Genomic DNA, 23016 nt, shown 5'->3' on the forward strand with positions numbered 1-23016 from the left:
GAACCAAATACCTAATCTATTTTATTTCGCTATCATTTTCAGGATTCCTGCTAAATTTCAATTGTTTTAATTATTTTGGCAGGATTTCCTCCAACCACCGCACCGGCCGGCACATCTTTCGTAACGACCGCGCCAGCGGCAATGACCGCGTTATCGCCGATCGTCACCCCGGGAACGATCACGGCCCGGCCGCCGATCCATACATTGTTGCCGATCTTGACCGGTTTCCCGAATTCCGCACCGGAGTTGCGTTCGGCCGGATTCAGCGGATGGGCCGCCGTATAAATATGTACTCCCGGCGCCATAAAGCAGTACTCGCCAATATGCACCTCGCATACGTCCAAGATAACGCAGTCGAAATTGGCATAAAAATGATTCCCGACATAAATATTCGAGCCGTAATCGCAGCGGAAGGTCGGTTCGATATAAATATCGTCGCCGCAACTGCCGAAGAGCTGCTTCAAAATACCGGTTCTCCGCTCCCGTTCATCCTCCTGTGTGGCATTAAACTCTCTGGTCAACCCGCGAGCCCGCAGCCGTTCGGCAACGAGCACGGGATCGCTGGCGTCATACCAATCTCCGGCCAGCATCTTCTCTTTCTCAGTTGTCACCCTCATCTACTCCATTCCGGGAAAATTAAGCTGCCGCAGCGCCTCATACACGATGATCGCCGCAGAATTGGATAAATTCAATGAACGGACTTTATCCGTCATCGGCATCCGCATCACAGTATCGGGATGAGCCGCCAAAATTTCCGGAGCCAGCCCTTTCGTTTCTTTGCCGAACACTAAAAAATCCCCATCCTGAAACGAGAAATCCGTATAACGCTTGTCCGCCTTGGTGGTCGCAAAGAAAAACCGGCTGCCCCGGTATTTTTCCTCCACTTCCTGAAAAGAATCGTGATATTCAATATGGACCGCGTACCAATAATCCAGCCCGGCCCGTTTCAGGGTTTTGTCATCCGTACGAAATCCCAGCGGGCGCACCAAATGCAGATGCGTCCCCGTCGCCGCGCAGGTTCTGGCGATATTCCCCGTATTTGCCGGAATTTCCGGCTCCACCAGCACAATATGCAATGCCATGAAACTAACACCTCATCCAATTTTAAGTCTGTCCATCCTCGGGCAGCGCTTGTTCCATTATAGCAAATTGGCCGCCCTCTTTCAGGTGCGGGGATCAAAAGCAAAAACTCCACCACCGCAAACCTTGCGATGATGGAGCCGTGATTTGCAATAGCCTGAAAAGCGGCCAGGCCCGCAGGCCCCGGGTCCCGCTTAGCCGTGCGATTTTTGGAACTGGTTCATAAATTCGACCAACGCTTTAATTGCTCCGTACGGCACGGCATTGTAGATCGAGGCGCGCAGACCGCCAACGCTGCGGTGACCTTTGAGCCCGACAAAACCGGCCTGCTCCGACTCCTTGACAAACAGCTTTTCCAGCTCTTCGGAAGCGAGACGGAACGTTACGTTCATCGTCGAACGGCTGCCTTGCTCTACGCAGCCCCGGTAGAATCCGCCGCTTGCGTCGATCGTTTGATAGAGGAGACCGGCTTTTTCCTCATTTTTTTGCTCGATGCCTTGCAAACCGCCTTGTTCCTCAATCCACTTCAATACTTCGTTCACCATGTAGACCGAAAAGGATGGCGGGGTGTTGTAAAGCGAGTTGTTTTCCGCATGCGTATCGTACCGGAACATTGTCGGCAGATGCTTCGGCGACTCGCGGAGCAAATCCTCGCGGGCGATCACGACCGTTACGCCGGACGGGCCGAGGTTTTTCTGGGCTCCGGCATAAACCATGCCAAATTGCTTGAGATCAAACGGACGGCACAAAATATCGCTCGACATATCGGCAATCAGCGGCACGCTGCCGGTATCCGGGAACTGCCGGAACTGCGTGCCTTCAATCGTCTCATTGGACGTGATGTGCACGTACGCCGCGTTGTCCGGAAGATTCAAGCTGCTGACATCCGGGAGGGACATATATTTATTTTCCTCCGAGGAGGCCGCGATAAACGTCTCGCCGATGAGCTTCGCTTCCTTAATCGCCTTGTTGGCCCAGCTTCCCGATTTCACGTAACCGGCCGTCTTGCCTTCGCTCAAAAAGTTCATCGGAATCATCGCAAACTGCGTGGAAGCCCCGCCCTGCAGGAACAGCACCTGATAGCCTGACGGGCTGCCCAACAGTTTCAAAAGGCGGCTGGCCGCCTCGTTATGAACCGCTTCGTACACGGCTCCGCGGTGGGACATTTCCATAATCGACATGCCTGTTCCGCGAAAATCGACAAATTCCGCTTGGGCGCGTTCCAGCACTTCCAGCGGTAGTGCGGCCGGTCCGGCGTTAAAGTTATAAGCTCTGTTACTCATTGCTCCCCATCCCTTTCCCTTCCATGGCTTGTATGGTTCGAAGTTTTAGATAAGGATTATCATATCAACTAAACCGCCGCCCAGCAAGCTGATATTTCGCAAAAATTCGCCAGTTTACAGAAATGACACATTAATGCTTCATTTTGATAAAGGAACGAGCTGTACGCATACCGTGCATGGATTGCGGAGATCGCGACACGAATAGCCAGTCATTATGCTCCTTGAGGTATATGCTCCTTGAGGTAAATGTAAATAGAGGTAATTTGCAGCGTTATTTTGGATATATGACCTCTCACGCGAAAATAGCGGACTTTTTAGTACTTATTTCTTACCGAACTTGGTAATCAGAGCTTACTATCCCTCATTCGCCAATAATAGATACAAAAAATGTCCTTATGTCGCCTGAACTCCCTGCTTTGGAGAAAATAACGCCCTTTTTTACCGCTATCCCCGCAGCCTGGGTTTAGAGCCTTCGCCAACTTGACTGGAACCGCCTAAACCGCCTGAACCACCTACATCCTCTTAAAAAACTCGTAAACCCGGGTCCAGGTTTGCCGCTCCCCCGGAGCGAGCTTCACTTCTACGAACATCTCCGGTGAAACAACATGCCCCTTGCCCCATACCGCTGCTGCGGCCACGCGAAGCTTACTGCGCTCGCGAACCCCAAGACCGCTCGGCCGATGTACCAGTTCCCAGAGCCACGGCTGCTCTGATCTGTCGAACCCCTGCAGGCGAAAATAAAAATCCTTCTCCGGCTGCAGATCCCAGGTAACTTCGTTGCCGCTGAACGCAAGCCCGTCCAGTGTACCGGGGTCATCGCTCCAAGGCGAAAACGCAAACGGAAAGCGCAGCACGTAGTCCGGGCCAATCGGCATGCCGTCAATCCCGAAGAAATTGTGGCAGTATTCATCGGTATGAACCGGTCGGGTGCCCACGTTATCCATCTCAACGCTGACGATAAGCCGATCATGATCGATCGAGACGGTTTTTACGAGCTGCATGGCGTAGCCGTTGCAGTCTTTAGGCAACACAGTAAACGTAATGCTTTTCGGCCCCTTCTGCTCCGTCATGATGGAAAACGGCTCGGCCTCATAATCGCGGAAAAATTGATAAGACGCCGCATCCGGGCGTGTCAGCAACCCGACGCCAAGTTTGGGAAACTTCCCGCCGATCCCCGCCTCATCATAGCCAATGGCTTGTTCGATCCCGAATTCGCTGCAAAGTCCCTTCCCTCCGGTGCCTTGACCGGGAATCAGGCTTTCCGGAACGCCAAACGTATGGCCCGCGAACCGGACGCCCGTAATAAAGCCGCTCCAGTCAAACCGCGTTCCCCGGTATTCCCCGGGGTCCGCGATATCGACCGCAAGCAGTTCGTTTATCAGTTGATAAGCCATGCAATCATTACCTTTCTTGAGCTAGCGGGTCAAGCATCACTGTTAGCTCATGAACGCCGTCGGCGGGCAAGGCTTCGATCCGCGCACGGGGGATCAGGCAGCCGGTTCCAACGTTTTCGCCATCCAGGGATTGACCGTCCAAGCTGACGGAACCCACCCGGTACTGCCCAAATTCAGCCCGCTGCGGATTGCGGTAAACGACCCGCAGCATGCGCCCGGCGAACAGCGTTTCGACCGATGCTTCGCCGGCTTCGTTAAACTGCGCCTGCAGGAGCTTCGGCTCCAAACGCAGGTCGCCGTAGCGGCCTTTGACCCCATAAACCTCGGTGAGCTGCGTCAACAGCAGCCAGCTTGCCGATCCGGTCAAATAGGTGTACATGCCCCGGCTGCGCTCATTGATATATTCCGGTACCCCCGGATATATCCGGCTGTTCTCGAAATCGGCGGACAGCCGGTAGATGGAGTCGAGCACCTCGAACCCTTCCTGCACAAAACCGCGCTTATACAGCGCGTTGGCGTACATGACGGTCATATGGCTGAACATCGCGCCGTTCTCTTTGTGGCCGAAAGCGAAGCCAAACGCCCGGCCCAGGTTTTGCTGGATTCCGCCGAAACGGGAATTCAGCCGGTATCCGATCCGTTCGTCTTTCAAATAGCGCTTTACCGCTTGCGAAATTTGCCCCGTCTGTTCGTCCGTGGCGACACCGCCCATAATCGCGAACACCTGCCCGGTTAACGTCATCCGTACGCCGTCCGGATGGTCTCCTTCGACGCGTTCGCCATCATTGTTGTAATACCCGTTGAACCAGGCATACCCTTCCTTGCTTTGGATCCATTCATTTTGGCGAAGATGCGCTACGGCCCAGTCCGCTTTCCGCTTCAAATCCTCGGCCACCTTGCGGATGTCAAGCGCCAGCTTCCTGCCGCTTACGCGCGGAGTGACGGCGTCGTAATAGCGGTCAAGCAAATTCCGCTTTTCCTGAATGCTGTCATAAGCAATCGGCTGCCCAAGCGTATCAAGCAGCAGCGCCATCTCTTCGGCGATGTCGAGCGAATCTCTTCCCGTGCGCTTCTGCAGCTCAAGCAGCAGCTCCGACAGCTCCATCAGGTTGCTGGCGTAAAACGCCGTAAACGCCACACTTTCCCCGCGGTCCGGGGCCAAATCGAGCCCGTCGTTCCAGTCCGCGCCCTCCAGCTTGATGTTGCCGTGTTCGCCGACATTAAAGAACGGGACGATATTTTGCAGCAAAATATGCTCCAAAATCGTACCCTCGTAAATTTGTCCGTCCGCGGTCAGCAGCTTGTTCCCCTGCTCCGGTGTCCAGGACGCATCGCGTTCACGGCAACGCTTGACGAATACGTCGCGGAAATAGCCTTGCGGCTGGAACAGGAAGTCCAGGTCCCCGCTTTGATGGAGGTACAGCAGCGTCGTCATCAGCGGCCAGGCGCCATGATCCATCCATACCCGCGGGATGTTGTTGCGGTCGGCGACGAATTCCCCCGGCCCCGCGCCGATAATCGTCGCGTTGCTGCCGTCCATCCGCACGCCGGCGTAGTTGTTGAGCAGCAGATGGCGCACTTCCGCCGGCTCCATCACCATCAGCGCCAGACAGTCCTGCCACAGGTCGCGCCAGCCTCTGCCCCCGCGTCCGTAATCGTGGTAAGGCAGGAACGAATTGCCGTAAAGCCGGCGCAAAATCGGCTGCAGCGTCACCCATTTCAACCATAAATCCTGTTCCTCTTGCCCTGAGCTGAAGCGGATCGTATCCAATTTGTCCCGCCAGTAAGCCTGGTTTTGCTCAAGCAGGGCATCGAACCGTCCGGCCGCCAAATAATCCGCCGCATACCGCCCCACATCGATCCGGTCGCCCGAAATGATCATGGCCACGACATATGAGACGGATTTCCCCGGCGCTAATTCCACCGGAGCGAAACGCAACGCGCCAACCGCTTCGTAACCTTCCACAGCGGCTCCCGCCTGCGTATCCGGCTCCTGGTTCATAACGACGGCCTCCGGCCAGTCCAACGCCCCGCCTTCGCCGATAAAATCCTCCGCCACCGGGAAAAATCCGGTGGGCGCCGCGCCCTCGCCTTCAGCGCCAAGCACAGCGTAGGCTATCTTGTTGGCACGGTGGCCCCGCTCGTCAAAGGAAAGCGCCGGCTGCACCTCAATGCCGTACTCCGACGTAAATATCCGGTGGAGCAACGACGTAACGTGGCGGTGATCCCGCAGATCGTCGGCCGAACGTCCGTACAGCGGAATCGCCGCCGTCGGCGTCAGCCGCAGCGGGGCGTTTCCCGTATTGGTCAGGGTTACCTGCATCAGCTCGATTTTATCGTCCGTTACCGGAACAAAGCTGACCGTCTTGGCCTGCAGCCCGGCTTGTTCATTCTCGCGCTTCACGGCATGCCATAGGAACCCTGCCTCCACCGTGGAGCGTTCTTCTTCGCCCGTAAACCGCGCTGCGTTTTGTTTGGCGGAATTGCCGCTGACGGACCAGGCCCCGTATCCCTCGATAAACACCCAAAAATTCCGCGATGCTTTGGAATTGTGCAGGCTTTCCGCCGAAACGGGCTCCATCAGAAACGTGTTGTGCCCCGAAGTGATGCCTCCGTGCAAATTCGGGGTCACGGCCGACATCATCCCCGCCTCGTTGACGAGGGGAAAATACAAATAGCTGTTATGCCCTGGCTGCTCCAGGCAGAATTCGCCTTGCTCCCCTTGAAACTTCCATCCTTTTTCTCCCATTTGCGCTTCTTCCTCTCTCTGTAGTCCGCATTTACGATTTCACGGCCCCGGCAAGCGCGCCGTCTACCAGGTATTTCTGAATGAAGGTATAGAGCAAAATGAGCGGAGCCGCCACGATCGTAATCCCGCACGCCAACAGCGGCCAGTTGTTGCCGTATTGGCCCTTGAACTCTTTTAAGCCAAACGTAATCGGATAGTTCACTTTGCTCGGCAAATACATGATCGGACCGACGAAATCGTTCCAGATGCCGATCGCCGTAAGGATGACGCCTGTCGCAATAACCGGCTTCATCAGCGGCAAAATCATCTGGAACAGGTATCTTGTATACCCCGATCCGTCCATGCCCGCAGCTTCGTCCAGCTCGCGGCTGATCGATTTGATGTAGCCGACGAACATCATAAACACGACGCCCGTACCGCTCGTCTTCAAAATGATGTAGCCCAGCTTCGTATCGTAACCGAAGAAATCCAGACTTTCCTTAAAGGTAAGCATCAGCTTATATTGAGCGACCATCGGGTTAGGGAGAAACTGCGACAGCAGGAAAAACATATAAATGAACCCGCTCCATTTGACGTACCCCCGCGCTACCGGGAAGGCGCCAAGGATAGACACAATAATCGTAAGCACCGTTGCCACGGCCGTATAAAGAACACTGTTCAGAAAATAGTTCGCAAAATTGCCCTCGGTCCAGGCGCTGACGTAGTTGCTCCACTGGGCGTCCTTCACCAGCCCGATCGGGTTCATCAAATATTCGGGATACGATTTCAGCGAAACGTTGAGCACCAAAATCAGCGGCACCACGTAAAGGACAAGCAGCACGGCGATGACGGCGTAAGACAGAATCGTAAATGAATTGGATTTTTTCATTTTAATATTCCACCTCTCTCTTACGCGTCTGTCTGACGGCCACGACAACAAACACTAAAATGATCAGGAACTGGACCACGGACAGCGCCGAAGGCAAGCCCATTTCCAGACTGCCGCGGAACGTTTCCTTATACACGTCATACGCCATCGTTCTTGTGTTGAACTTACCGTCCGTCGTGGCGAGGATAATATCGAACGTGGACATCGCCCCGATGATCGAAAGCAGCATGTTGACGGTAAAAGACGGCGCGATCAGCGGGAACGTTATGTTCTTAAACGATTGCCAGCGGTTCGTCCCGTCAATGTACCCCGCTTCGTACAGATCCTTTGGCACGGATTGCAGGCCGGCGAGGAAAATCAGCATCGAATAACCCATGTACATCCAGATTTGCACGAAAATAATGTAACCGAACGCGTGCGTAAAGCTGGAGAAAAACATGTCTTTATATCCGAACAGCCATTGATACAGCATATTGACCGGTCCGCTCATCGGGTCGAACATCATGCCCCAAACGAGCGCGACGACGGCCACCCCAAGCACGACCGGCAGAAAAAACACGGCCCGGTAAAAATAATCGCCGCGCAGCCGTTGGTTAATCAGTACGGCGACAAACAATGCCACTCCGTTTTGCACGATGGTGACGATAAACATGAAAATTAACGTGTTTTTGATGGAAACCCAACGTTCCCCGGAATTTCCGGCAAAAAACAAGTCTTTATAGTTATCGAGCCCAACGAAATGCATAGAGCTGCCGGGGATATTTTTCACATCCGTAAACGAATAAATCACGGTTAACATCGATGGTCCGAAATAAAAAACGATGTATAACGCCAGGGGAATCAACAGGAGCAGAAAAGGAACGTAACGGGCAAAGCCTTTTCCAAATGGGTACATCTCTCTCACCTCTTAAGGTCCAAATCAAATAAAGGATCGGGGCCTGACGAGCAGACCCCGAGACAGTACAGTATGGTTGTTTTCTTTCTATAGATTCAGACAGAAACCTTATTGTTTACTTAGGCGCTGCGGCTTCCCATTCTTTTTGCTGGACATCGGCCAGTTCCTTCGCGGTTTTAAATGCCCCGCCCGGAGCCAGGTATTCCGTATGCACGCCTTCGGCCGCAAGATGTTCGCCCACGTTTTCGCGGTTGATCATCATAATCTCGTAAGCCAATTCGAAGTCGCCAAGGTACGGAGTCAGCTCTTTGTCGATAAATTCGCTTTCCGTCGAGATGTTGTCCTGCGTCGGAATAAAGCCGGCCGCTTTGACGAATTTGGTGTAATTTTCAGGCTGGGAGAAAAATTCCATCCATTTGAGGGCGCCCTCTTTGTTTGGCCCTTTTTCGGCAACATACCAGGTTACGTCGTACTTCCCTACGAACGAGGCGTTTTTCGCAGCGTCTTCCGTAGCCGGAAGCGGGAAATATCCATATTTCAGATCGGGATTCGCGGTTGCGATCGTCGGAGCGTCCCAGCTCCCGTCCGCCAGCATCGCGGATTTTCCTGCGGCGAAAATCGACGGTACGGAAGCATAGTCGATCCCCATAAAGCCATCGATCATATAATTGTCCTGAATCGTTTTCGCTTTTTCCAGCACTTCCACAGCTTCGGCGTCATTAAACGCGGTTTCGCCCTTCCAGACGCCTTCGATCCATTTTTGCTGGTCGCCGCCGCCCAAAATTTTCGACTGCAGGGCGAACACCGGCAGCTTCAACGGCCATACGTCTTTACCGGCGACGGCAATCGGCGTGATGCCTTTCGCTTTCAAGTCATCGCAAAGCTTGATGAATTCCGACCAAGTTTTCGGCACGGAAAGGCCGTTTTCTTCAAAAATTTGTTTGTTGTAAAACAGCCCGGACATCGCCACTTTGCCGGTTGGAATCGCATACACCTTGCCGTTGTAAGTTCCGGCTTTTTCAATGTCGTTCGCATTCCAGTTCTTAACGAACGCCTGATCCGACAGATCAGCAATCAGACCGGAATCGATCCATTGCTGCCAATCCGGTGTTTTCGCTCCGGGCGTCCATTCTTGCGGAGAAAGTCTCATCCCGGACAGATCGGCCAAAATATCTACGTCTTTTGCCGTGATTCTCGCTCTTTGCGCCTGTTTATACTCGTCGTCCGGGCCGGTCGTCGTATATTCGATCTTGTATTCCGGATACTTTTCCTCGAACGCCTTATTGATATCTTCCATCGCTTTGTTAATGTTTTCTTGCTTCCAGTGCAGAATTTTAATGACTTTCTTCTCCCCGGACGCTTTGCCGCCATCGCCTCCGTTTGCCGGAGCCGCGTTACCGCCATTGCCGCTGCCTCCGCCGCAAGCCGCCAGACTAAGCGTCAGGGCGCCGGCCAGGATCAAGGCTGAAATTCTCTTTACCATGCTGTTACCCCCTATTAAGGTAATGATTTTGGACTATCGATCCGGCTTACCTTCCCGATTTTACGTTGTGCACTGAGGTCTTTTTCATGATTTTCGTAAAACTAGGCTGTTTTAGCAAACATCGGGATAAATTCACCGAAAGCGGTTTCGTCAAGACACATTATTGCATCAAAAATTAGGTTTGTAAAGAGATTTTTTCACGCTCCAAAAAAAGCTGATTGCGACGCAGTTTTAGGGGTTGTGTTCATCATCAAACCATCCGCTATCGGCCTGGGTCATGCTTCTTTTCGCTCAATTATTTCGGGTTGTCTTGACTCCGTTTCGCAATTCCTATAAACTAATCACGAAACCAGTTTCGTAAATGTTTCGCAAATAATTTCTTTAATAGTCTTAAACATTTCATTAAGATATACTAAATCCAAAACGTTCTTTTATTGTAGGGAGGGCTGCTTTTTGGCGGTCAACATTAAAACAATTGCGGAAATGGCCGGAGTATCGGTATCGACCGTTTCCAAAATCATTAATAACTATAGCGACATATCCGCGGAAACAAAAACGAAAGTTCTCGAAATTATGAAGCAGACGGGGTATGTACCTTCGAATTCAGCGAAAACGCTGGCTACAAAGAAGTCGAACCTGATCGGCGTTATTTTCGCAGGGAAGCTCAATATCGACTTTACCCACCCCTTCTTTATCGAGGTGCTGAACGCCTTCAAGAAGCAGATGGGTTTTCTGGGCTATGATCTTCTATTCTTCTCGAACGAGAAGTTCCACTCCGTCGACGGCGATTATCTGGCGCGCTGCCGGCATTTTCAAGTGGACGGATGCATCATCGTCACCGGCCAGGAGGTCGAGCCTTCCATCAACGAGCTGGATCACAGCGAAATCCCCTGCATCGGCGTCGATATTCAACTCAACGGCAAAAGCTCAGGGTACATCATGTCCGATAACTACAAAATGTCTTATAAAGTAGTAGAGCATTTTTATTTGCTCGGGTACAGGGAGCTCGGTTATATCGGCAGCACGCTGGAATCCGACATTTCCAATATGCGCGAACAAGGGTATAAAGATGCGATCGAAAGCTTTGGTCTTCCGGTGACGGAACAATGGTTTGTTAACGGGGACAATTTCTTCGAGTCCAGCGGGTATGAAGCCATGTCCCGGATAATCCAATCCGGCAGCTTGCCGCGGGCCGTATTTGCGGCCTCGGACCTGCTGGCGATCGGGGCGATGCGCGCTTTGAAGGAACACGGGCTGCGCATCCCCCAGGACATCGCCATCATCGGCTGCGATGACATCGAAGCGTGCAAATACACTACGCCCACCCTGTCGACCATCCGGCAGAACAAAGACAAAATCGGCAGGCTGGCCGCTTCCCTGCTCTACGACCTGATCAACAATCAATCGGAGACGAGCAACGTTGTCGTGGAGCCTGAGCTCGTGATTCGCGAGTCCTGCGGAGGCAATCCTGCCTTGATTTAAAGGGCAACTTGCTAAGAAAAGCCCCTGACGGCGTCTTTGTATGGATCTGACTTCTACAGCGGAGCAATTGGAGTTATGGGTATGGGGGCAGCCGTTTGTTAGAGTCAGGTTCTTGTGGAATTTACTTTGTGGGTAGAACCTGACTCTAAAGGCGGGCCGTGAACTTTCCACCCCATACCCATTCCCTCTTCTGTTCTACTTTGAGTAACCTTCCCCTTCTTTCATACACATTAGCACCGAGTACCTCGGCTCTTTCCAATCCGTGAACGCTGCCCTAACGGACTCCAGCGAACTCCAGCGACCTTATCCGCCCATTTCCCGGGTATTTCCCAACCTAACGCACCCAAATGAACCTATCTCGCTCTAAACGAGTTCATCCGGACCGATTCGAGGTAAATAGAGGCAATTCGGTCTCATAGGAGATCCCTTGTAAAACGTGCCGGTGGCATGATCTCTAAATCGGGCAAGCAACTCGATCGCTTTGCTGCGATTACGCTTAAACATGGAAGCATGGAAGCATGGAAGCGTCAACGATGAAGAGGGCGTCACGATCCGCCGAGGTCAGCTTTCACCGAGGTCAGCGCATCTACCTTTTGCACCGTAGCCGTTTCGAGCAGTGTCGCAAATCGAAGCCGGTGTGAGAGGGCTGCCCAAAGGGTTCGTGTCATGGTGTCCCTGCCTTGGTGTCCCTGCCTTCTGAGCCTTTGCACGATTATCCCTCTCTTTCAGGGAACAGGGGGGCTAGGCAAGGGTTCCAACAAAAGAGAGAAGAAACAGAGATAAGGAAAAAATGAGGCGGTTCAGGTGAGATTTTTAGATTGAAAAAGGAACGTACGTTTGGTATAATGAAGTAAATCGAACGCACGTTCGTGTATTCTTGATCTGGAGGCGAGCGAACATGGAGGTCAATGCGGGAACGGAACTTCAATCATTCAGCAACCGTTTTAACAGCGAGCAGGCTTGCATGGAAGCGCTGATCGCGATGAAGTGGCCAAACGGCTTCATCTGCCCACGCTGCGCTCACACCCGGTGCAGTCGTTTGACCTCGAGGCATATCCCCTTGTTTGAGTGCGGGAAGTGCAAGCATCAAACGTCGGCTTTGGTCGGCACGATTTTTGAAGGAACGCATTTGCCCCTGCTCAAGTGGTTCGAGGCCCTGGATTTATTCCTGCTTGAGGGCGGCATCTCGGCGATGCGGCTGAGCCAGGTGATCGAGGTCACCTACAAAACCGCCTGGTTGTTGCTGCACAAAATACGCCATGCCGCCCTAGAGTTTGATGCCCGGGAACTGCTCTGCGGAGACGTGAAGGTGAACAGCGATCTGTACGGGCGCGATCCGTCCCGGTGTCAGCTTTCGCATTCGTATGCCACGGCGGTCGTAGCGGGATGCACGGTAACGGAGTCGGGCGAGCCGGAGCAGGTCAAAATCCGCCTTGTACCGCATAAGAGAGGAGACGGACAAAGAGCAAACCGTCTCGAACTCGCTGCGTTCATCAACGGGCATGTGGATGTCCGTACATCGGTGGTACAGTCGTTCCCTCTAGCCTATCGGCTGTATGCGCCCTTGCGGAAAGTGGTGAGAGAGGCGTGGGAATCGCTGAAGAGTACGTATGGAGCCTTGGGACTGAAGTATCTGCAGGCGTACCTCAACGAGTATACCGGACGCCGCCAACTGCACCTGCCCGGAGCGGAAGAAACGATGCGGCAGAAGTTGTTGCACATGTGTTTGGCGATTCCGGCGATCCCTTACCGCCGGCTGATCGCGCGCCAACCGAACCAGCCCCTTGCGGCTGCGGCCTGATCGACACGCTGGAACGGCGAGGGGAGTTTGATGCAGATCAACTTAATGGGTAGGGGGCAGCTTAATGCGGATCAACTTGATTGGTGTGAATTAGCATGAACGGTGCGGGCGTTGCTGCATAAGGAAGGGTTCAGGCTACAGCAAAATTACGGTCTTTTCGTTTCCCTCACTTCTTGTCCTTGAGCTCTTGTCCTTGATCTCTTGTCCTTGATCTCTTGTCCTTGATCTCTTGTCCGGTCTGTTTCACCTCCCCTAAACCTGATTCCTTCTCCTAAGTCCGTCTAAATTATCTCGAACCGATCTGCTTCTCCACCAAATATTCTCTTCCCCCGAGCTTGTCTGTTCTCTGCTACCTGATCAAACGGGATAATCGTGCAAAGCGTCCGGACAGTGAGTGTTGGTCTGCCGCCCACCCCACCCCACTTCCTATCCTCAAGCTTTCAACGCCCTTGGTAGTTGATTTAGGTCGGGCTGATGGCCTATAACAATGAAAGACACCTCTTCTGTCTGATCGTAGAAGCTCGTCACTCTCGCTTTACCAAACGAAGCAGTGTTTTTCTATTTTGCCAGCTTAAATTCTATAATTTTTAAAAGGCCATCCCGGTGAAGTCGATCATCTTCGGGATGGCCTTTTGTTTATTTTCAATGTTATAAAATCAGTGCTTCTTACAGGTCGTAGTAAAGTCCGAATTCGTAAGGATGGACTCTTACGGCTACCGCTCTCGCTTCGGCGCGTTTCAATTCGATAAAGTTCTCGATGAAGGCTTTCGTGAATACGCCGCCTGCCGTCAGGAACTCGTTGTCGGCTTCCAACGCGCTCAGAGCTTCGTCCAGGGAGCCCGGTACGCTGCGGATGCCGGCTTTTTCTTCGTCGGACAATTCATAGATGTTTTTGTCGAACGGTCCGTAGCCCAGTTTAACCGGATCGATTTTGTTCTTGATGCCGTCCAGACCGGCCATCAGCATCGCGGAGAAGGCCAGGTACGGGTTGGCCGTGGAGTCCGGCGTGCGGAACTCGATCCGGCATCCTTTCGGCGTTACGGCCGCTACCGGAATACGCACAGCCGCCGAACGGTTGCCCTTAGAGAATACGAGGTTAACCGGCGCTTCAAAGCCAGGCACCAGACGTTTAAAAGAGTTTGTGCTCGGGTTCGTGAACGCGATAATCGCAGGAGCGTGGTGCAGGATGCCGCCGATGTAGTGCAGCGCCGTTTCACTCAGGTTCGCGTACGCCCCTTTATCATAGAACAGCGGAGTGTCGCCATTGAAGATCGATTGGTGCACGTGCATGCCGCTTCCGTTATCGCCGAACAGCGGTTTCGGCATAAAGGTGGCAGTTTTGCCGAATTGAGCGGCCGTGTTATGCACGATGTATTTATAAACCATCAGGTTATCGGCCGTTTTCAGCAGCGTATCGAAACGGAAGTTGATTTCCGCTTGACCGGAAGTGGCCACTTCGTGGTGGTGGCGTTCCACACGGAGGCCGGCTTCCTCCAGCAAGCGGCACATTTCACTGCGGATGTCCTGCTGCTTGTCGGTTGGAGCAACCGGTACATAACCGCCTTTTACAGGCACTTTGTAGCCCAGGTTTCCGCCCTCTTCGGCGCGTCCCGTATTCCAGACCGCTTCCTCGGAGTCTACCGAGTAAAACGTTTTATTCATACCGCTCTCGAAGCGGACATCGTCAAAAATGAAAAACTCGGATTCCGGAGCAAAGAAGGCTGCGGTTCCGACACCGCTTTGCTTCAGGTATTCTTCAGCGCGTACGGCCACGCTGCGCGGATCCCGCTCGTAACGTTCGCCGTCCGGTGTATAGATATCGCAAAACACGTTCAACGTCGGATGCGCTGTAAACGGATCTACGAATACGGAGCCGTGGTCCGGCATCATAACCATATCGGATTCTTCGATACCGCGGAAGCCGGGGATCGAAGATCCGTCGAAAGCAACGCCGTTTTTGAAAGTATCTTCATCCACTTCTTTGGCAGGAAGTGTGATATGATGTGCGCGTCCCGACAAATCAACAAAACGAAAGTCTACCCATTCGATTTGCTTTTCTTTGATTGTTTTTAAAACGAACTCTGCTGACATTGCGCTTTCCTCCCCAAATCACGAACATTAAATCCCGTTAATGCGATTAACGTTCATCCTTTTGTTTTATTCTGTGGTTCATTATAGGTCTATTGGGTCCGCTCGTCAATACTTATGTAAGGTATTTTTATATCTCATGTAAGGTATTATTACAACAAGTACAAATTATCCGACAAAAAGTATAAAAGCCCCTTCGCTAGTGTAGCGAAAGGGCTGCCCATTATTGGTAAATAGTCCAAAACATTTATAATTTACAGCTGAAGCGCAGCCTTTGGTGCATCGAACCGTTTGCCGACAAGCGGAGCTAATTTTTCCAAATCTTGCAGCAAAGCCGCAAACTGGTCGGGGAACAAAGACTGAACGCCGTCGCCCGTCATGGAATTGTCAGGATCGGTGTGCATCTCGATAATCAGACCATCCGCTCCGGCGGCCACGGACGCTTTAGTCATCGGCTCGACCAGCTCACGCCGCCCCGTCCCATGGCTCGGATCGGAGATGACCGGCAGGTGGCTAAGGTTTTGCAGCACCGGAATCGCCGACAAATCGAGCGTATTGCGCGTATACGTTTCAAACGTGCGGATGCCGCGCTCGCACAGCATAACGTTAGGGTTCCCGCCGGCAAGGATGTATTCGGCCGCGTTCAGGAATTCGTCGTAGGTCGCGCTGAACCCGCGCTTCAGCAGCACCGGCTTGTTGCACGTACCGAGCTTACGCAGCAGGTCGAAGTTTTGCATGTTGCGCGTTCCTACCTGCAAAATATCGGCGTATTCCGCACAGACGTCAACGTATTCCGGTGTCATGACCTCCGTGATCGTCAGCAGGCCGTGTTTTTTGCCCGCCTCGGCCATCATAACGAGACCTTCCACGCCGACGCCCTGGAAGCTGTACGGGCCCGTACGCGGCTTAAATGCGCCGCCGCGAAGCACCTGACCACCGGCCGCTTTGACGAGTCTGGCGATTTCGTCAATCTGCTCCGGGGATTCCACCGCGCAAGGCCCGCCCATCACAACCAGTTCCCCACCGCCGATGGTCACATCGCCGATGCGAATGACCGTGTTTTCCGGATGGAAATCGCGGCTCGCCAATTTATACGATTTTGAAATCTTAATGACATTTTCAACATCCTTCATTTGACGGAGATGCTCGGCGAGCTTCGGTTCGATCGTCCCGATCAACCCGATCACCGTATGGTCCTTTCCGCGCGACACATGGGCTTGCAGCCCTTCCTTTTCAATCACGGCAACGATTTCCTGAACCCGCTCTTCCGGCGTATGTTTCGAGGTAATGACGATCATCTACATTCATCCTTTCATGTTTAAGAGGTAGTTCAAAAGTCCGCTTTTGATCACGAAGTAAATTCAAGAAGTAATTCGGCGTCGAATCTTGAATTCAGCCGGCCCCTCCGGTGCTCACGTACCCAAAACGTACGCTCCGCTCCTCGGTCCCGGCTTCATTCAACCTTCTTGGTGCTGAAAACCGACCTTTTTGAACACGCACTTTAAGAGGTAGTTCAAAAAGTCATCTTTTGATCACGCACTCTAACGGGCGCAGGCCCGATGTGAGTACGACAATGATAATTAAGAAGAAACAAAGTCGCTCTTTCACTTAAACGCTTGTTCGCTTTTAAGCTTTTATCCATTAAAGTAACTATAGCCGATTATGCCGTCCCCGTCAAGTCCAAAGGGGGAAGATCCCACGAAATGCAAAAGTGCAGACGGTCAAAAAATAGAAGGCTTGGAGATCCTCTCTCCAGCCTTCTATCAAATCCTGCTAACTAACTTATCTGCCCACAAACTCCTGTGCCCAGTAGCCGTTGTAGTATCCGACCCCGATCAGGTTGTAGTTGGCGTTCAAAATGTTGGCGCGGTGGCCTTCACTGTTCATCCAAGCGTTGACGACCTCTTGCGGTGTTTTTTGTCCCATGGCGATGTTTTCGCCGGCATAGCTGTACTTGATGCCAAACTTCGTCATCATGTCAAACGGCGAGCCGTAAGTTGGCGAGGTGTGGCTGAAGTAGTTGTTTTGGCTCATGTCCTTCGCTTTGGCCAAAGCCATGTTGTTCAGCGCGGAGTCGCCGGTAAGCGGCTTAAGGCCTTGTTTCGCCCGTTCCTGGTTTACCAATTTGATAACCTGGGTAGCAAACTGCGATTTGTCCGTCGTCGTTCCTGCGCCCTGCTGAGCCGAAGAACCGGAGTTGCCGGTAGTTCCTTTTTGACCGGTTCCGTTTTGCGTATTTCCGGATTGAGTATTGCCTTGGGTTGTTCCGGTTTGTGGTTTTCCGGCAGTCGATCCGCTGTTTGGATTGCTTGTTACCGGTTGGGAATTATAAAATAAATACCACGGAATCGTATAATAGGTTGTCCGAGAATAATCCGCAGAACTACCCACATTCACTGTATAAGTTTTATAAGTCGTATAAGTCCGATAAGTCGTAGAGTCCGATGCCGCCGAAGCCGTAGCCGGAACGATAAGAGCTGCGGCTACAAGCGCCGTTATGCCGCCGGATACCCAACGTTTCATTCTATTCGATTTCATGCTGTCATCTCCTTAGCAGTCTTTTTAGTTACAATTTTGTAACCAATCTACTAGGAGTATAACATGAAATTTGCGGGGCTGTGACCCCGCAAATGTTGGAAAACGGATGTTATTCCTCTCTGCTGCGGGCGACGGCTTTTACCGGAGGCAGCAGCTTTTTCATGTTCACCGTACGGATGATGTCCCAGGTGGCCGGATTTTCCGGATCATATTGCTCTAGATAATGAATGACTTCCTTCGTAATCGGCGTTGGTGTCGAAGCGCCCGCCGTGACCGCCACCTTCCGGACACCTTGCAGCCACTCCCGCTTGATCTCCGTGACATCGGCGATCCGGTACGCCGTTACGCCGGCGATCTCCTCGGACACTTGCGCGAGCCGGTTGGAGTTGTTGCTGCGCGGGTCGCCGACGACGATGACCAGGTCCGCCTGCCCCGCCTGCTCGGCGACGGCTTCCTGGCGCACCTGCGTCGCCAGGCAAATCTCGTTGTGCACCTCTGCCCCCGGGAACTTCTCCAGCAGCTTTTTCATGATCTGCTTGATGTCCCATTGGCTCATCGTCGTCTGATTCGTAATGACGATCTTGTCCGCAGCGATCCGCAAATCTTCGATCTCTGCTTCTTTCTCGATCAGATGAACATGCTCCGGAGCTACGCCGACCGCGCCTTCCGGCTCGGGATGGCCTTTTTTGCCGATGTAGATGACCTCGTACCCTTCCGCCACCTTTTCCTTGATCAGCACGTGGGTTTTCGTCACATCCGGACAAGTGGCGTCAACGGTCGTGAGGCCTTTGTCGCGGGCTAATTTCCGGACCTCCGGCGACACCCCGTGGGCGGTAAAAATAACCGTCCCGCTCTCCACCTGCTCGAGGATCTCCATCCGGTTGGGCCCATCCAGCGTAATGATGCCCTCGTCTTCAAACGACTGCGTGACATGGCTGTTGTGCACAATCATGCCCAATATATAAATCGGCCGCGGCAGATCCAGATTTTTGGCCGCCTGTCTTGCCAGCACCATCGCATCAACGACGCCGTAACAGTAGCCGCGCGGCGAAATTTTGATCACTTCCATGACTTTATCCCTGCTTTCTAGCACCCATATTTCCTGACGGAGGGAAGCAACTCTATTAGTGCATGTTCAAAAATAGTACGTGTTCAAAAGTCCGGTTTTCAGCACCGAGAAGGTTGGATGAAGCAGGGGCTGAGGAGCGGAGCGTACGTTTTGGGTACGTGAGCACCGGAAGACCCTGCTGAATTCAAGATTCGATGCCGAGTTACTTCTTGATTCACATCGTGATCAAAAGCGGACTTTCTGAACTACCTCTATTATAGCTTATTCCAGCAGGCCGTTAAAGCTGGCGGGGAGCCAGATGACAAATGTCGTTCCTTGACCGAGCTTGGTCATGACCTCCACCGAGCCATCATGTTCGTCGATGATCCATTTGGCGATGGACAAGCCAAGCCCTGTGCCCTGAATCACACCGCGGGAAGGATCCGCGCGGTAGAAGCGCTCGAAAATATGCGGGACCTCGCTGCGGTCCATGCCGATGCCCGTGTCGGCGATGCGGATGCCGATTTGGTCCCCGGCGCGTACAGCATCGATGGTGACGCTGCCTTCCTCGGTATATTTGAAGGCATTTTCAATGAAAATAAACAGCATTTGCTGCAAATAATCTTTACTCCCCTTGACGACGACGCCACCCAGCGCATCCAGATTTCCGGTAATCCATTCAGCCTTGCGCGGCAGAAATTGGGCGCGGCGAACGACCTCTTCCAACACCGGCTGCAGCAGGAGCGGTTCCTTGGTCACCGTTTGCCCGGCGTCGGCGCGGGCCAGCGACAGCATATCGTTGACCAGCCGGCTCATCCGTTCGGATTCGGCGGAAATATCGCTGACCGCCTCGATGGAATAGGAACGTATCCTTTCTTCTTCGGCGGCATCGTGTTTTTCCGCTTCCGGGCTCCACATCTTTTTCAGCAAATCGACATTGCCGCGAATCGTGGTAAGCGGAGTCCTCAGCTCATGGGAGGCGTCCGAAACAAAACGCCGCTGCGCCGAATAAGCATCCTCCAACACCTTGTAAAACCCTTCGGTGCGTTCAAGCATGTTGTTTACGGTGCCGATCAGGCCGCCGATTTCGTCGTTCGGCCCGTCGTAGTCGATCCGCACGCTCAAATCGTTCCCCGTCTGAATCCCGTTTGCGGCCTCGATCACCTTGCCGATCGGCGCCATCGATTTGCGGGCCAGGAACAGGCCTAGCGAGCTGGCAATCACGATCGTAAACAGCGAGCCGAACAAGATTACGGTCCGCATCTGCTTCATCAACCGGTCTTCGGCGTTCGTATCCGCGGCCAACTGGAGCAGCCCAACGATGGTATGGTCGTTAAGTCCAAGAGCCCTTTCATATAACATATACGAATTTCCATTTATCGTGATAGATTGAAACTTACCGTTTTGGATATTTTTCATCTCGGGAATGGGGAATTTGATTTTTCGTTCCGCCAGGCCTGGAGAGAGACGGTATGTCCCGATGACATAGTTGTTAAGCTGCCAAAATATGCGGGCATCCTCCAGCCTGATGATTTGATCGGGGTCGAGCTGCATATCCCATCCCTGTGTGAGCGTAATGTTTTGCGTGCTAAGAATCTGGTCCGCTTGCTCAATAACCCTTTTCTTCACTTCTTGATACGTATTATAATTAACCAACCCGTATATCGATGCGCTGAATAAAATAAGCGTCACGGCCAATATGCCGGTATACCATGCGGTCAGCCGCAGCCGGATCGACATGTTACGCGTCTCCTCTCAGAATGTAGCCGGCGCCGCGGATCGTTTGAATGAGCCGCTTGCCGCCGTGTTCCTCCGTTTTTTGGCGCAGCATGGCGATATACACCTCAAGCACATTCGATTCTCCGCTGTAATCGTAGCCCCAGATTTTGTCCATAATTAAATCCCGGGTCAGCAGCCGTTTGGGATTTTGCATGAATAGATGCAAGAGCTCGAACTCTTTGGCCGTCAATTCCAGTCGATGCCCCCCGCGCACCACTTCACGGGAATCGAGATCCATGACGATATCTTCAAAAATCAGCCGTTGGCTGTCCGCCTCCCCGGCGCTTTCCTTGCGCCTAAGCAGCGCCCGCACCCGGGCCAGCAGTTCTTCCAAGGCAAACGGTTTGACCAGGTAATCATCCGCGCCGAGATCCAGCCCCTTCACCCGATTCTCGACCTCGTCTTTAGCGGTCAGCATCAGCACCGGGACCGTGCTGCCTCCTTCGCGCAGCCTACGGCAAACCTCAAAACCGTCAACCTTCGGCATCATCACATCCAGGATGATCAGATCCGGATCGGCCGTCATGACCATGGACAGCCCCTCCGCCCCATTATGCGCCGTGTATACGTCGTATCCCTCAAACGCCAGGCCGCGCCGCAGCATGGACGTGATTTTCTCGTCATCGTCAATCACCAATATTCCCGATCTCACGATTATCTCTCCTTATCTAAACAATTCACCTTACCTTATTGTACCAAAAAAAGCGGCAGGCTTTGAACCTGCCGCCTCAGTAGCGCTTGGGCCGCGAATAGCTGATCGACTATTCCACGTTCGGGTAATTATTTTTGTCGCCGATTGTGACTTGAAGATCAACGCTCTTTCCGTCGCGCACGACGTTAAAGGTAACTTTGGCGCCAACCTGCTGCTTCTGGATAAATTCAATCAGTTTTTCCTTCGTCGTAAATTTGGTTCCATTCGCCCCGACGATGATATCATAAGGGCGCAGGTCTGCCGTGTAAGCAGGCGATTTGAAGACGACATCGGTCACGATCGAACCATCCTTGACATCAGTGCCCATCTGTTTTGCGACTTCATCGGTCATCGTCATCAACGTGGCGCCGATAAACGGCTCTGGTTTTTTCGGGATTTCCTCGTTATTCTTCAGCTTGTTAATCACTTCGTTGATCGTGCTGGTCGGGATCGCAAAGCCGATGCCTTGGGAATCGGAGCTGACGGCGACGTTAATGCCGATAACTTCCCCGTTCAGGTTCAGCAGTGGACCGCCGGAGTTCCCCGGGTTAATCGAAGCATCGGTTTGCAGCAAATGCTCATACTCCCGGGCTTTCTCGCCGTTTTCGCCGTCGATCGAGATACTGCGCTCCTTCGCACTCAGCACCCCTGCGGTGACCGTGTGGTCAAAACCTTGCGGGTTACCGATCGCCACCAGCCATTCGCCAACCTGCGTGTTGTTGGAATCGCCCAGCGGAACCGACGGGAAGTTGCTGCTGCCGTCGATTTTCAGCACGGCCAAATCAAGCTCATAGCTCTTGCCCAGTACCTTGGCTTCATACGGTTTATCCGTGCCTTGCACCGTAACTTGGACCACGTCGGCATTATGGATGACGTGCTCGTTTGTCAAAATGTAACCCGTTTTGTCGAAAATAAACCCGGAACCAATCCCGGTCGGTACCAGTTGGCCGGACCCGGAAGAGGAGCCTCCGTTGCTGCTGTTCCCTCCGCCGGAACCGTAGGAATCGCCGAAAAAGTAGCGATAGAACGGATCATTGCTGTAAGGGTTCGAACCGCTGCTTTGCTTGCTTGAATCCGCCAGCGTTTCGATTTTGACCACGGCCGGTCCCGCTTGATTTACGACTTTGGTAACATCCCCCGAATCGGTTACGGGATACAACGCCGTTGACGCCTTGCCCGATGAAGCGATGCCGCTTCCTTCCGTTGTCGTGCCGGACGCCGGCGCGGTCGTTGTCGCCGCCACCTGGTTCGAGGTGAACAGATTCTCGCGGTCGGCGAACACCATGGCTCCGGTCACGATCAGCATCCCGGCCAAAACGCCAGCGATCACCGAACGGAACGAATTTCTCTTTGGCGGCTTGCTGTACTGCCAGTTGCCCGAATTTTTGAGGGTTGGTACGCCCCTTCCGCCGTCATCGTTCGAACCGCCGGGCGCCTGGGCCGAAGAACGGTAATCGTACATCGGAATCGGCTTTACCGGTTCCGGCCGGGTGATTTCCACTTCCTCCGGCCCACGGCGTTCATAGAAGCGGTCCTCTCCGGATTCTTCATTGTTTTTTCTATAGGATTGAAAAGGTCCGTAAGAGTAATAATATGAAGAGCCCGACTCCGGAGATTCCTGCGGCTTATCGCTTGGATTGTCTCCAAAATTTTGGCCTGGTTTGTTTTTTTGATCGTCCATCTATGTTTACCTCCTTCCCCTGTTTCCAGGGGGTGTTGTTTTCATGTTTTTATTTTGTACCAGGAACCTTAAGGGTACCTTAAAAACAATTAAAAAGGAGATAAAAGCTATAAGTCCATCGCATAAAATGCCGCTATTTCAAGGCCCAGCCGGAGG

The 23016-nt window shown here is 52.9% G+C and carries 17 protein-coding genes; 2 read left to right on the top strand and 15 right to left on the bottom strand.

Annotated elements, in window-relative coordinates; translation table 11 throughout:
* Positions 1-50: 50 nt before the first annotated feature.
* From ACLD72_RS09010 to ACLD72_RS09045, 8 genes are all read right to left on the bottom strand, one after another.
* Positions 51-611 (bottom strand): maltose acetyltransferase domain-containing protein, encoded by a 561-nt coding sequence (locus tag ACLD72_RS09010; RefSeq protein WP_411000406.1) that lies wholly within the window; start codon positions 609-611, stop codon positions 51-53.
* A gap of 6 nt (positions 612-617) precedes the next feature.
* Positions 618-1082, bottom strand: coding sequence for a tRNA (uridine(34)/cytosine(34)/5-carboxymethylaminomethyluridine(34)-2'-O)-methyltransferase TrmL (gene trmL, locus ACLD72_RS09015; protein ID WP_411000404.1), 465 nt, complete (start codon positions 1080-1082; stop codon positions 618-620).
* Between the two features lie 192 nt (positions 1083-1274).
* Complete coding sequence (gene serC / locus ACLD72_RS09020) at positions 1275-2363, bottom strand: 3-phosphoserine/phosphohydroxythreonine transaminase (RefSeq protein WP_411000402.1); 1089 nt, start codon at positions 2361-2363, stop codon at positions 1275-1277.
* 512 nt (positions 2364-2875) lie between these two features.
* Positions 2876-3757 carry a hypothetical protein gene (locus ACLD72_RS09025; protein WP_411000400.1) on the bottom strand — a complete coding sequence of 294 codons (882 nt, stop codon included), beginning with the start codon at positions 3755-3757 and terminating at the stop codon, positions 2876-2878.
* Positions 3758-3764: 7 nt separating this feature from the next.
* The gene (locus ACLD72_RS09030) at positions 3765-6506 is read right to left on the bottom strand and encodes a GH36-type glycosyl hydrolase domain-containing protein (protein WP_411000398.1); all 2742 of its coding nucleotides are present in this window, start codon (positions 6504-6506) and stop codon (positions 3765-3767) included.
* Positions 6507-6537: 31 nt separating this feature from the next.
* Positions 6538-7374, bottom strand: a complete 837-nt coding sequence (locus tag ACLD72_RS09035; RefSeq protein ID WP_251594642.1) for a carbohydrate ABC transporter permease — start codon at positions 7372-7374, stop codon at positions 6538-6540.
* A 1-nt stretch (position 7375) separates the two neighbouring features.
* Entirely contained in the window at positions 7376-8269 is an 894-nt protein-coding gene (locus tag ACLD72_RS09040) for a carbohydrate ABC transporter permease (RefSeq protein ID WP_411000396.1), read from the bottom strand.
* Positions 8270-8384: 115 nt separating this feature from the next.
* Positions 8385-9752 carry an ABC transporter substrate-binding protein gene (locus ACLD72_RS09045; protein ID WP_411000394.1) on the bottom strand — a complete coding sequence of 456 codons (1368 nt, stop codon included), beginning with the start codon at positions 9750-9752 and terminating at the stop codon, positions 8385-8387.
* 453 nt (positions 9753-10205) lie between these two features.
* Here ACLD72_RS09045 and ACLD72_RS09050 point away from each other — a divergent pair, with 453 nt between their 5' ends.
* On the top strand, positions 10206-11234 hold the full coding sequence (locus tag ACLD72_RS09050; RefSeq protein ID WP_411000392.1) for a LacI family DNA-binding transcriptional regulator: 1029 nt from the start codon (positions 10206-10208) through the stop codon (positions 11232-11234).
* Positions 11235-12132: 898 nt separating this feature from the next.
* On the top strand, positions 12133-13035 hold the full coding sequence (locus ACLD72_RS09055; protein ID WP_411000390.1) for a transposase: 903 nt from the start codon (positions 12133-12135) through the stop codon (positions 13033-13035).
* Between the two features lie 666 nt (positions 13036-13701).
* On the opposite strand, the gene glnA is transcribed toward ACLD72_RS09055, so the two are convergent.
* The 7 genes from glnA to ACLD72_RS09090 form a co-directional block, all read right to left on the bottom strand.
* Positions 13702-15126 carry a type I glutamate--ammonia ligase gene (gene glnA, locus ACLD72_RS09060; RefSeq protein ID WP_411000388.1) on the bottom strand — a complete coding sequence of 475 codons (1425 nt, stop codon included), beginning with the start codon at positions 15124-15126 and terminating at the stop codon, positions 13702-13704.
* Positions 15127-15377: 251 nt separating this feature from the next.
* On the bottom strand, positions 15378-16421 hold the full coding sequence (gene aroF / locus ACLD72_RS09065) for a 3-deoxy-7-phosphoheptulonate synthase (RefSeq protein WP_411000386.1): 1044 nt from the start codon (positions 16419-16421) through the stop codon (positions 15378-15380).
* A gap of 484 nt (positions 16422-16905) precedes the next feature.
* On the bottom strand, positions 16906-17661 hold the full coding sequence (locus ACLD72_RS09070) for a CAP domain-containing protein (protein WP_411000384.1): 756 nt from the start codon (positions 17659-17661) through the stop codon (positions 16906-16908).
* Between the two features lie 109 nt (positions 17662-17770).
* The gene (locus ACLD72_RS09075) at positions 17771-18730 is read right to left on the bottom strand and encodes a 4-hydroxy-3-methylbut-2-enyl diphosphate reductase (RefSeq protein ID WP_411000382.1); all 960 of its coding nucleotides are present in this window, start codon (positions 18728-18730) and stop codon (positions 17771-17773) included.
* Between the two features lie 261 nt (positions 18731-18991).
* Complete coding sequence (locus ACLD72_RS09080) at positions 18992-20449, bottom strand: sensor histidine kinase (protein WP_411000380.1); 1458 nt, start codon at positions 20447-20449, stop codon at positions 18992-18994.
* A 1-nt stretch (position 20450) separates the two neighbouring features.
* Positions 20451-21140, bottom strand: coding sequence for a response regulator transcription factor (locus tag ACLD72_RS09085; protein WP_411000378.1), 690 nt, complete (start codon positions 21138-21140; stop codon positions 20451-20453).
* Positions 21141-21249: 109 nt separating this feature from the next.
* On the bottom strand, positions 21250-22860 hold the full coding sequence (locus tag ACLD72_RS09090; RefSeq protein ID WP_411000376.1) for a S1C family serine protease: 1611 nt from the start codon (positions 22858-22860) through the stop codon (positions 21250-21252).
* Between the last annotated feature and the right edge of the window lie 156 nt (positions 22861-23016).

It is taken from the genome of Paenibacillus lacisediminis (assembly GCF_046567315.2).